The organism is Cerasibacillus sp. (genome assembly GCF_036516575.1).
Classification (GTDB): domain Bacteria; phylum Bacillota; class Bacilli; order Bacillales; family Amphibacillaceae; genus Cerasibacillus.
Map to the genome: position 1 here is coordinate 33,526 of NZ_DATBTY010000033.1, position 12,758 is coordinate 46,283.

General features: G+C 38.1%; 8 protein-coding genes. 7 read left to right on the forward strand and 1 reads right to left on the reverse strand.

The genetic code is table 11. From position 1 onward, the window contains the following. Positions 1–51 precede the first annotated feature (51 nt). From VIG73_RS05715 to VIG73_RS05725, 3 genes are all read left to right on the forward strand, one after another. Positions 52–657 (forward strand): superoxide dismutase family protein, encoded by a 606-nt coding sequence (locus VIG73_RS05715; RefSeq protein ID WP_331639863.1) that lies wholly within the window; start codon positions 52–54, stop codon positions 655–657. Positions 658–1,114: 457 nt separating this feature from the next. After that, complete coding sequence (locus VIG73_RS05720) at positions 1,115–2,311, forward strand: MFS transporter (protein WP_331639865.1); 1,197 nt, start codon at positions 1,115–1,117, stop codon at positions 2,309–2,311. A 68-nt stretch (positions 2,312–2,379) separates the two neighbouring features. Continuing rightward, a complete protein-coding gene (locus VIG73_RS05725) occupies positions 2,380–5,553 on the forward strand; it encodes a DEAD/DEAH box helicase (RefSeq protein ID WP_331639867.1) in 3,174 nt (1,057 codons plus the stop codon). A 510-nt stretch (positions 5,554–6,063) separates the two neighbouring features. On the opposite strand, the gene VIG73_RS05730 is transcribed toward VIG73_RS05725, so the two are convergent. Continuing rightward, complete coding sequence (locus tag VIG73_RS05730) at positions 6,064–7,338, reverse strand: hypothetical protein (protein WP_331639869.1); 1,275 nt, start codon at positions 7,336–7,338, stop codon at positions 6,064–6,066. A gap of 163 nt (positions 7,339–7,501) precedes the next feature. On the opposite strand from VIG73_RS05730, the gene VIG73_RS05735 reads away from it, so the two are divergent. From VIG73_RS05735 to VIG73_RS05750, 4 genes are all read left to right on the forward strand, one after another. Then, positions 7,502–8,545, forward strand: coding sequence for a nitronate monooxygenase family protein (locus tag VIG73_RS05735; RefSeq protein ID WP_331639872.1), 1,044 nt, complete (start codon positions 7,502–7,504; stop codon positions 8,543–8,545). A gap of 173 nt (positions 8,546–8,718) precedes the next feature. Next, on the forward strand, positions 8,719–9,708 hold the full coding sequence (locus VIG73_RS05740; RefSeq protein WP_331639874.1) for a TAXI family TRAP transporter solute-binding subunit: 990 nt from the start codon (positions 8,719–8,721) through the stop codon (positions 9,706–9,708). A gap of 84 nt (positions 9,709–9,792) precedes the next feature. Beyond that, a complete protein-coding gene (locus VIG73_RS05745; RefSeq protein ID WP_331639876.1) occupies positions 9,793–10,311 on the forward strand; it encodes a DUF1850 domain-containing protein in 519 nt (172 codons plus the stop codon). Then, positions 10,304–12,310, forward strand: coding sequence for a TRAP transporter permease (locus tag VIG73_RS05750; protein ID WP_331639878.1), 2,007 nt, complete (start codon positions 10,304–10,306; stop codon positions 12,308–12,310). Before VIG73_RS05745 ends, VIG73_RS05750 begins: the two co-directional genes overlap by 8 nt. The last annotated feature ends 448 nt before the right edge of the window (positions 12,311–12,758 follow it).

A 12,758-nucleotide genomic window follows, 5' to 3' on the forward strand; every position in this document is an offset into this window, starting at 1 on the left:
CCGCTACATTTCTGTTAACAATAGAGAGGAAAAAAGAATGGAGGGATCACTTTGTATAGAAAACAGTGGATGACAGCATTGGCTCTCCTTTTTCTTTTAGGAAACATAGTCGGCTGTCAAATGAATACAGAAGAAGGCAAAGGTGATGAACAAAGGGAACCTGGCATGGAAGCAGTTGCCCCTACAGGTGAAGAAGGAGCGGAGGCCCCTTTAAAAGTTATGATGCAGAATACGAAAGGTGAAGAAATCGGAGAAGCAACATTAAGTCAAGTTCAAGATGGGGTACTTATTTCGTTAGAAGCAGGCCATTTACCACCTGGATTGCACGGCTTTCATATTCACGAGAAGGGCATTTGTGAAGCGCCTACTTTTGAGTCGGCTGGACCTCATTTTAACCCAACAAATAAGAAGCATGGGTTTGAAAATCCAGAAGGTCCTCACGCAGGTGACTTACCGAATATTGAGGTGAAAGAAGACGGCACGGTTCAAGTTGAAATCGTAGCAAAAATGGTGACGTTAGAAGCAGATAAGGAAAATTCTTTATTGCAAGATGAAGGTACGTCCCTCATCATCCATTCTGAAGCAGATGATTATTACTCGCAGCCAGCAGGTAACTCTGGAGACCGAATCGCTTGTGGCGTTATTAAAGGAGACTAAACAGAGAGGGTGGGGCAAAAAGTAATATGACCAACTCAAAGACGAACACTGTGCTATTTTAGCGGAAGAAATATATGTAGAGTCCTGGTCGGCTAGGTCCGGCCATGTCCTGTGGCCTACGTGGCACTGTGACGTACAGTCCGTCGTGGGAAAAAGGCAACGGTGAGATCCTTAGAGTGCGTTAGCACGAGGTTGATGACAATCGTCATGTCCTGTGACGTCATCGACACTAGCACGTCCTGTGCGTCGGAGGCTCACCAGCCGCCCGCTAAAAAGCGAAGTATATTTCCGAAAAGCGGCATATGTACTTCGTTCGGATTTTTCTTTGATAAAACACTTTTGTCCCAGTTTCTTTGGAAACATTAATGTGATTGAAAAATAAACAGAAAGATTCATTTCAGCATAAAACTCATGTATAATAGAATATACTTCGAATAGCGAAAGAAGGGATAAGAACATGAGTTTTTCGTCTAAAGCAGAATCCATTCCGGCGTCAGATAAAATTTGGACGCGGGATTTTATTTTAGTTTGTCTGGCTAACTTTTTTGTTTTTATTGGTTTTCAAATGACTCTGCCAACAATTCCTTTGTTCGTTAAAGAACTAGGTGGAAGTGACCAAATGATTGGCGTGATTGTCGGGATATTTACTTTTTCTTCGCTGATTGTTAGACCATATGCAGGTCATGCCTTAGAAACAAAAGGGAGACGATTTGTATATATATTTGGTTTGTTTATTTTTACTTTGTCATTAGGTGCTTTCGCCTGGATTACGAGTATCGGTCTATTAATTATGATTCGACTTGTTCAGGGAGTTGGGTTTGGCTTTGCATCAACCGCTACGGGAACAATTGCAACTGATTTAATTCCACCGAAGCGACGAGGGGAAGGAATGGGGTATTTTGGTTTATCGGGAAATCTTGCATTAGCTCTTGGTCCATCTCTAGGACTGACCTTAGCAGGAATGATCACCTTTAAACAGTTGTTCCTTATAACAGCAATAACCGGAGTTATCGCATTGCTCCTCGCTACAACAATTCGCTATAAAGAGGTGGAACCAGCACCAAAAGTAGAATCAACATCGTTTAAATTTGATGTATTTGAAAAAACAGCTCTCAACCCATCAATTCTTTTATTTTTTATTACCATTTCTTTTGGAGGAATCGCTTCATTTCTTCCTCTTTACGCCGCACAGAAAGGTGTGTCAGGGATTGAAGGGTATTTTTTAATGTATGCTTTATTTCTGATGCTTTCTCGAGTGGTCGCTGGACGAATATATGATTTAAAAGGTCATATTTATGTCTTTTTACCAGGAGCAATCCTTATCTTTGTAGCATTATTATTACTTGCTTGGTTGCCGAATACATTTACATTGTTATTTGCAGCTTCGATTTATGGTTTCGGTTTTGGTAGTGTTCAACCCGCATTACAGGCGTGGGCCGTTGAAGAAGCTGCACCTAACCGGAAAGGAATGGCCAATGCAACATTTTTCTCTTCCTTTGATTTAGGGGTTGGAGTAGGGGCAATTGCTTTTGGTCAAATGGCTTATTTATTCGATTACGGTGTGATTTATCTCGCAGCAGCTGGATCTGTCATGATTGCGATGTTGTATTATGTGATGATTTTATTTCGTACGTGGAAAAAGACTAAAAATTGAACAGTATTTATGTTACTCTTAAAGTGAACATAGACGTGAGCAAACGTGAAAAGGGAGGTTCTTTTAAATTGAATAAAATAGGTAACACGGACATCCGACATTTATTTCCCTCCTATGTATTTAAACGTGGCTTAGATTATTACAATAATGACCGAGTTGAAAATTTATCGTTTGATATCAATTTCGATACATGGTCAGCTAGTGTTAGCGGAAAAAATGACGACTATTTCGTTGAGGTTGATATAAGTCACATCGACCAAAATAAAATAAGTACAGACTGTTCATGTCCAGCGTATGCAACGTATGGACCTTGTAAACATGTGGCGGCTGTTTTACTGGCGATTCAAAATAAGGAGTCATTAACAGTAGATAATGAAATCCCATCGTTTCGCTATGAAGTCACAGAAAATTTTATTCGTTCTATTTCAGCGACGCAACAGACTGAGAGCCCTGTTGAAATTTTACAAAACAAAATCCCGCTTCGTTTTGAGTACTTTTTACATCGTCGATATGATAAACGACTATTAATAGAATTTAAAGTCGGACCAGAGCGTACATTTGTCGTGAAAGATGTGAAAGATTTTTTTAGAGCGATTCTTAGTCATGAAAGCTATCCATTTACAAAAACATTTACATACTCACCAGAGCAACACTATGTCTTAGAAAAAGATTTAAACATTGTAAAGATAATCTATCAGATGATTGAAAGTACGGAAATGTCACGAAAAGATTATTATTATGAATCAAGTACGTTTGATAGGAAGCGGTATTTGACGATTTTACCAATTATCGCGAAAGAGCTGTTAACACATCTTTGTGAACGTGACTTTCGGTTAAAAAAGGAACATACTGTACTAGACCGTCTTGAGATAAGAGAAGGACAACTCCCATTTGAATACCAATTAGTAAAAGATGAAGCCGATCATTTACTGCTTCAGCTTGAAAATAATTCAGAAATGGAATATTTGTCACCATACAATATGTTAATGGATAGAGGAATAATCTACTTTTTAAATTCTGAACAACAACCGATTATTGATCAATTATTTAGGGTGAAGGAAATTAGAGAATTGCCCATTGCGAAAAAGCAGGCGGATCAATTTATTTCGGAAGTTCTTCCGTCATTAAACAAGGTGGGACATGTTCATATATCAGAGCCTGTGGCATCTGAAATCGTTCAATTTCCACTAGTCGCTAAACTCTATTTAGATATGCAAGACGGGGTCATTTCGGGGGATCTAAAATATCATTATGGTCCAGAGGTCTTAGATCCATTTAATCCGAGTTCAAAGGAAAAAGACGTCATAATAATCCGAGATGTTGAAAGAGAACGGAAAATCATGGAATTAATTGAGCATGCTAATTTCCATTTCAATGGTAAAACGTTGTATATTCAACCAGATGAAGAGAGATTGTATGAATTTCTATATTATATGTTGCCGGTTCTTGATGACTATGTCGAACTGTTTTTAACATCGCATTTACGTGATATGATGTTCGATCAACAAGTAAGACCAAATACATCCATTCGAATCGATTCAGAAACAAATTTATTAGAGATTGGGTTTGAATTGGATGGCATTGACGAAGAAGAAATTGACGCTATTTTAAAAGCTGTGATTGAAAAAAAGCGCTATTATCGAATGCCTTCAGGTGAAATGCTTTCATTAGAAGGAGAAGAAATCTCATCGATTAACCGCTTTTTCACAGATCTTGATTTAAATCATTCTGACCTTGAAGCAGGTCAAGTAAAAATGCCTGCCTTCCGTGGGATGCAAATCGATCAATTAATTGAAACTGAGAAATCATATGACACATCTTTTAGGAAATTATTACAACATCTTAAAGCACCTGAGGAACAAGTATATGAGTTACCGGAAAATTTACAGGCAGAGTTACGCAATTACCAAATGACTGGCTACCAATGGTTTAAGTCATTAAGTGAATATCATTTTGGTGGTATCTTAGCAGATGATATGGGATTAGGAAAGACACTACAAAGCATTGCCTATATAGCATCAGAACCGAGTGAGTTACCTCATTTAATCGTTGTTCCGTCATCTGTCGTTTATAATTGGAAAAACGAGTTGGAAAAATTCGCTCCAACATTATCGACCATCGTGTTAACGGGAACTCCAGAAGATAGACGTGAACGAATGGCTAAGGCAGATGGTATTGATGTATGGATTACATCCTATGCGACATTAAGACAAGATATTGATTTTTATAGTAAGCGCACCTTTCGAACGATGATTCTTGATGAAGCCCAGTACATTAAAAATTATGCAACGAAAACATCAAAAGCTGTTCGAGAAGTCATAGCAACCCGCAAATTTGCTTTAAGTGGCACGCCAATTGAAAACTCAATTGACGAATTATGGGCGATCTTCCAAGTTGTTTTACCAGGGCTCATGCCTAGCCGTAAAATTTTTCGTCAATTGGAACATGAAAAGATTGTGACATTAACGAAACCGTTTATTTTACGCCGACTAAAAACAGATGTCCTTAAAGAACTACCTGAAAAGATTGAATCTGTTTATGTGTCAGAACTGACTCGTGAACAAAAAGAATTATATGTCGCTTATCTCCAACAACTACAACAAGAAACAGCACAAACATTTAAAGAAAACAGTTTTCAAAAAAACCGCATGAAGATATTAGCAGGTCTTACTAGACTACGACAGCTTTGTTGTCATCCGTCATTATTTGTTGAAAATTACACTGGACAGTCTGGGAAATTAGCACAATTGATGGAGACAGTTCATCATGCTTTGGATAACGGTAAGCGTATGTTAATTTTCTCACAGTTTACGAGTATGCATGAGTTGATTGCCGAGAAATTAGAACAGGAAGGAATCGACTACTTCTATTTGCATGGGCAAACACCATCTATAGACCGTGTCGACATGAGTGAACGTTTTAATAAAGGCGAAAGAGATGTCTTCCTCATTTCGTTAAAAGCTGGTGGCACAGGCTTAAACTTGACAGGAGCCGATACGGTTATTTTATATGACTTATGGTGGAACCCAGCAGTGGAAGACCAGGCGACAGGTCGGGCCCATCGCTTTGGCCAAAAAAATATCGTACAAGTGATTCGTCTTATTGCAGAAGGAACCATTGAAGAAAAGATTTACGAATTACAGCAAAAAAAACGCGAGCTGATTGATAAGATCATTCAACCAGGAGAGACGATGTTGTCTAGTATTAGTGAGAATGATATTCGAGAAATTCTCAATGTCTGATTTCAATAAGGGAGCTCGTGCGTTAGCAACCCAATGCGTTGTCTCGTACTGTTTTTCATCCGTGAGAGGCCGTATTGAAGCATCAACGCGTTGTCTCGTTACGCTTTTCATCCGTGAGAAGCTGTATTGAAGCCTCAATGCGTAGTCTCGCACTGCATTTCATCCACGAGAGGCTGTATTGAAGCTTCAACACGTTGTCTCTTCAAGCTTTTCTTGAGGCCACTGAAAAGTCTCCCGACAAAGAATAAGAAATAAGATGAAAAAGGAGGCTTTTCATTCGATGAATCAGATGAAAAGCCTCCTTTTTTTCTTTGAATTTATGCTTAGCTAAAAAAGCCTTCTCTTTTAAGTGTACTTATGCGTTAGCACGAGTAGACTCACCAGCCACCCACTAAAATCGAAGTATATTTCCGAAGCGGGATATATGCACTTGATTTGAATTTCTCTTGGATGAAATACTTTTGTCCTAGTCTATTTCATTACTAGAAAACGGGTACTACTAGCCTACTATTATTCCACTTTATACAATTTCCTCGGTCGCCCTCGTGTGTATGGTTTTTCTTCACCGACAATTTTAATAACATTTCCAGATAACAACTTGTTAATCGTTCGTTCTGCACTTCGCTTTGTCACTCGATAATAATCAGCCACATCATGTGATGAGAATGGTTCATTATTTCTTAACGTTATAAAATCAATAAAATGATAGGATGTTTCATTATTAAGCCGCGCTTTATGAATGAGTGCTTGATAAAGTTTCGCAGTATCGACATGTTTTTTAACCCCAATGGGTCCAATCGTTTCTTGTTGATCATTAACTAAATAGCAACATGTTTTTGGAGATTGTCTACATGCGTCAAGTGCAAGTTTGGCATGCATTTCCGCTTGTTTAGCATTTAACCCAAGACCAAATCCACTATCGATTGGCATCGCTACATGTTGTTTCAAATCCTCAAGTAAAGGGAATTCGCGAAAGTTCCTTTTAATATATTGTAAAATCTCCTCTGTACCGAACATAACATATTCGTTTTGACTGATTTTTACAAGTGATGCATGTGTCTGTTTAGCAAATTCTCCGAGAATCGTTTGAAGGTTGTCATATGGTGTGCGTTCTTTCGGTGGCGAATGCCCTTGTTTAACTCGAAAGTAACCTGCAACAATTTGCCCATTTGTTTGTTGATTGAGTTGAACTAAAGATACACAGCGATCAATCGCATCCTTGATGTTGATTATTGGAACCGGAATTCGTTTATTCGGGATATTGAGCGCATTTAATCGTTCAGAAACGTCATAAACGGTTGTCAAAACATAATCAATTTTCCCTTCGTTCCAGAGTTCTTGATGGAAAGATACGATACGATCGACATCAGCTGGTGATGATTTACCATAATCAATCGAATAGATATCTGTTGATTGGATATTTAAGTCCTTAAGTACCTTTTTTACTTGTAATCGACTAACAGCATCAATAGAAAGACGTTTTAATGGTGCTTTTCCTTCTAGTAGTAAGTGAAACAGGGATGTTAATAACATATATTCATCGTAGACAACAGTAACAGTTGGTAATCGTTTGTCTTTTACAATATGTTCAACGAATCGATACGGAAAAGCTTCCGTGAATAAATAAACATCATAATAAATAACGTGATCAATCAAATCTGCTATTTCATTCACATGATGATATACAATTGGAATAATTTCAATATGACTATCATCTTTTGTATACGATAATAGCCGGTCAATACTCTCCTTTCTACCAAAAGCAGCAATTTTAATAATACCCACATAATTCCCTCCCCACGAACATAGCTTATTTTAATAAAACATGATAAACGAATCCTGATTATTAAAAACTACTATAGTGAATTTTCGTAATATTGTCAAGAGGGATATTGGTGAAATTTTACAAATTAAATGTGATATGATTGCCTTAATATGAGGAGATGATATGATGCGACGTTCTTTCTTAAATCAATTGCAAATAAATTATCCAATTATTCAAGCCGGTATGGCTGGCGGAATTACAACTCCTGAACTCGTAAGTGAAGTGTCACGTGTAGGGGCATTAGGTACAGTTGGAGCCGGTTATATGAGTCCGGCTACATTAAAGAAAACGATTCATGATACAAAATTATTAACGAGCCGTCCATTCGCGGTAAATGTCTTTGCGATAAATCTATCTGTGAATGAAAAGAATATTCGTCAACCACAGCAATTTCTAAATCAATTTAGGGATGAACTTGGTTTAGAACACGGTTCGGAAATCGTTAAAGCCCCTGATTATTTAGAAGAAAATATTCAAGTCATCATTGAAGAAAAGATACCGATTGTTAGTACAGCATTTGGCATATTACCGACACAATTGATCAAGCGATTAAAAGCAGAAAACATATTTCTTATTGGTATGGCAACCAATGTAGAAGAGGCGGAGAAACTCGTTGAAGCAGGTTATGATGCGATTGTTGCTCAAGGAACGGAGGCGGGTGGACATCGTGGTACATTTGATGTTGAAACATATCCAATGGGATGCCAAATTGGGTTATTGCCTCTCGTTGAACAATGTTTAGCGGAATTTTCAGTTCCGATTATTGCAGCAGGTGGCATTTATTCACGTAACCAAGTGAAATCCTTATTAGCAATGGGAGTGAGTGCTGTTCAAATCGGGACACGTTTTTTATTAGCAAAAGAAGCGGGAACAAATGATTCTTATCGTCAAGCCCTGCTTCAGGCGAAAGCAGAAGATACGGTTATTACAAATGTATTTTCTGGTCGACCCGCAAGAGCGATTCAAAACCGCATGACAAAAGAAGCAGAAAAGAATACAACTATCATTCAATCATTTCCAATCCAAAACGCACTAACACAGGATATTCGTTCTAAAGCCAAACAAAATGAAAACAAAGACTACCAATCTTTATGGGCAGGGCAGGGTGTCGGTGGATTAACAAAGGAAGAAACAGCGGTTTCGATTATAGAAGATTTAATTGAATAACAAGTCGTCTAACATAAAAATAATTTTTTTATGATTGATAAGTAGCTAAATGACAGACTTTGTAATCAGTTTAGTCTGTCAATTTTGAATGTAAGCGCTTGACATTATTGATCATTGTTATGTAAACTATCTATACTTATATTTTTTTGATAAAAATAAGGGGGAGTTATCAAATGAAAAAGAGGAATTTTCTCATTACGATGGTGCTGTTATTGGCCGTTTCACTCGTTTTAGCAGCATGTGGTGAAGAGAAAACTGGCGGAAATGAATCCAAAAGTGGCGATAAAAAAGATGAGAAGTTTATGAAGTTTTTAACAGGTGGAACGGGCGGTACCTATTATCCATTAGGTGGGGCGATTGCAAAAGTGATTTCAGATGAAACTGATTATCAGCCTGACGCGATCTCATCCAACGCTTCTGCAGATAATGTGGCGGAATTAGCAAAGGGAAATGCTCAATTAGCATTCGTTCAAACAGACGTGATGTCATATGCGGTTGAAGGAATTCATGCATTTGATGGTGAGCCGGTTGATAATGTCTTAGCTCTAGGCTCATTATATCCAGAAACCATTCAGATTGTGACAACACCTGGGTCAGGTATTAAATCTGTTGAAGACATGAAAGGGAAAAAGATTTCAGTCGGTGCGCCGGGTTCAGGAACGTATATTAACGCAGAACAGATTTTGGAAATTCATGGCATGACAATGGAAGATATTAAAGCGCAAAATCTTGACTTTGATGAGTCGACAAGTGGCATTCAGGATGGAACAATCGATGCTGCATTTATTACGGCAGGAACTCCGACAGGATCTGTTGAAGGTTTATCAGCAACAAATGAAGTATCAATTGTACCGATTGAAAAAGATAAAGTAGATGAATTAGTAAAAACGTATCCATTCTATGCTGCAGAAACCATTCCAGCTGGAACATACGGATTAAAAGAAGATGTTGATTCTGTTGCTGTTCTAGCGATGGTTGCTGTTGTTGATAGTTTATCTGAAGATGCGGTATATGAAATGACAAAAGCATTGTATGAAAACACAGATAAAATTGCCCATGATCGCGGGGAATCAATTACATTAGAGACAGCTCTTGATGGAATAGGTATTGATTTACACCCAGGGGCAGAGAAGTACTTTAAAGAAGAAGGGTTAATTGATTAATTCTAAGTTTATATCTTCTTAAATGAGTGAAGGCCAGTTGCTATAGCCACTGGCTTTCTTTTAATAAGAATGTGGTGGTAATACATGAAGAAGCGCATTTGGATTGTCCTTATTAGCATTATTTTGGTGATGAGCCTTTTTCATATTCCTTTTTCGAAGGCACTCGTTTTTTATCAAGGGCAGCCACAGAAATTGTTGGCATATTTACCACTACAAGATGGTGATACATTTCAAATTATCTTTACCCATTCCATCCACTTATCAGATGTTGTTGAAAAATATAGAGTGACTACTGAAGATGAAATTCAACAATATGAAATGGTTTATGAACAATATGGGATTGGGATGCCTTCCAATGCGGAAAATGAAGAAGTGTTTGTTTATGAAAATGGAAAATATCATATAAAAAATATGCATCGGGTTTTTCCAGTTATTAAGTTAAGAAATGGAAAGACCGTATCAAAACATCGTCTTATCTGGGGAGAAAACGCGGAACATCAAGTTTTTTTCAATGATTATTTTTCTCCGGGAGAATATTTGACGATTCAAGTATCCCATTTATCATTATGGGAGCGGTGGAAAGGAGTGAAGATTCATGACTGATTCAAAAATAAATCAAGAACTTTCACAAGAGGAACAAGATAAATTACTAGAGAAATATGATGCGGAAGCAAGAACTCGCCAATTAACGGGAATTGCAGCGGGAATCATTTTCGCCATTTTATTAGGCTTCTCATTATTCCAATTGTACACAGGTGCATTTGGACAACTAACAGCCTATTTACAACGAACCATTCACTTAGGATTTGCGCTCGTCTTGATCTTTTTACTTTATCCAGCACGTAAGTCAGCACCAAAAAGAAAGATCGCCTGGTATGATTATGTGCTCGCCCTTTTAGCAATCATTGTAACGGGTTATTGGCCAGTTTACTATGAAACGCTTGTCCAACAATTTGGTGGGATTACAGAAGCGCAAATGGTTATTGGTGGTTTAGCGATATTGCTTGTTTTAGAGGCGACAAGGCGTGCGGTTGGATTGCCGATTATGATAATCGCGATTGCCTTTTTGTTGTATGCTTATTTTGGGCCTTATATGCCGTCTGCGATTGCTCATGGCGGTTTGAATTTGGAGCAATTAATTCATTCGATGTATTTTACAACAGAAGGTATTTTAGGGACACCATTACAAGTATCGTCCACCTACATTTTCTTATTCCTCCTTTTTGGAGCGTTTCTTGTCCAAACAGGAGTTGGAAATTACTTCAATGATCTAGCTATATCAATTGCGGGAAGACGAACAGGTGGCCCAGCGAAAGTTGCAATTTTTTCAAGTGCGTTACAAGGAACGATATCTGGAAGTTCAGTCGCAAATACGGTAACGACTGGGTCGTATACGATTCCATTGATGAAGCGACTCGGTTATAAGAAAAATTTTGCCGGTGCCGTTGAAGCGGCTTCATCTACTGGAGGGCAAATTATGCCACCGATTATGGGGGCAGCAGCATTCCTAATGATAGAATTTGCTGGTGTTGGTTACTGGGAAATTGCAAAAGCTGCACTAATACCAGCCTTATTATATTTTTCGGGCATTTGGATTATGACACATCTTGAAGCAAAAAAGCTTGGGTTGTTAGGACTTCCTGAAGCGGAAATCCCACCTAAGAAAGAAGTGTTTAAGAAGGTCCATTTACTAATCCCTATTTTGGCGATTATTTGGTTCCTCTATCAGGGATTCAGTATTGAAAGAACCGCTCTATACGGAATATTAGCAGCTATTATTGTGAGTTTATTTTTAGAAGAAACGAGAATTACACCGAAGAAATTTATTCTTGCGTTAACATCTGGAGCACGTACAGCTCTGGGAGTTGCAGCGGCAACAGCTGCGGCGGGGATTATTGTCGGTGTCGTAACGAAGACAGGACTCGGTCTAAAAATGGGTAATAGTTTAGTAGGGTTGGCTGAATCGATTACATCTTCCCCGCAAGCCTTATTATTACTAACATTGTTCTTTACGATGATAGCTTCATTAATTCTTGGAATGGGCTCGCCAACGACCGCCAACTATATTATTACATCAACGATTGCTTTACCAGCGATTATCGCACTAAATGACCAATTTGAATTTGCGATTCCAATTTTAGCGGCTCATATGTTTGTCTTTTACTTCGGTATTGTGGCTGATATTACACCACCTGTTGCATTGGCTGCATTTGCTGCGACGGGTATTTCTGGAGGAGAACCAATTCGAACTGGATTAAACGCATCTAAATTAGCGATTGCTGCTTATATCATTCCATATATGTTTGTATTACAGCCCCAACTACTAATGATTGATACGACGATAATGGAAATTATTTGGATTGTATTAACTGCTATAATTGGAATGATTGCTATTGGGGCGGGTTTAATCGGATATTGGTATCGTAAACTTCACTGGATTGAAAGAATCATTTCAGCCTTAATTGGTCTCATGTTGATTTATCCAGAATCAATCACAGACTTCATTGGAATTGGTGCCTTTGTTGTGATGCTTATTCTACAACTTGTGATAAAAAAAGACCAACATAGAGATCAGAGTGAGAAGCAAACTTTACAAGCATAATATTTAAGAAGAAGAAGCCGGGATAAAATGAACTGTCCCCTGTCAAGTAGACAGGCAAGATAATAAAACTTGGTTTAAGCGGTTTTAGCTCTTTACTCAAGGGGGCTAAGACCGTTTTTCTTTCCTGATTAGCTTTTTATAATGATAGAAGTTAATGTATTTATCAATTTCTTTTGGGAAATGCTCGGCCATATGCTAAAGATTTGTAAGCTTATAGCGTGTTTTTTCTGCAATATCGCATTGGAGTGTTCAATGGTATGTAAGTCAGTCCGGGATGCTCCGGTTAGCTCACATTGAATCGTTCAATGAGTCAAGTCCATATTTATGTGTAAATTCGATTTTTCCCAGACAATGTTTTAACCACTATTTTTATTGTGAGTTTCAATCAGCCACAGCTTTGCTGCTTGCCATTGATGTCGTGTTCGAATCTTGGCATTCGATGGAAGGG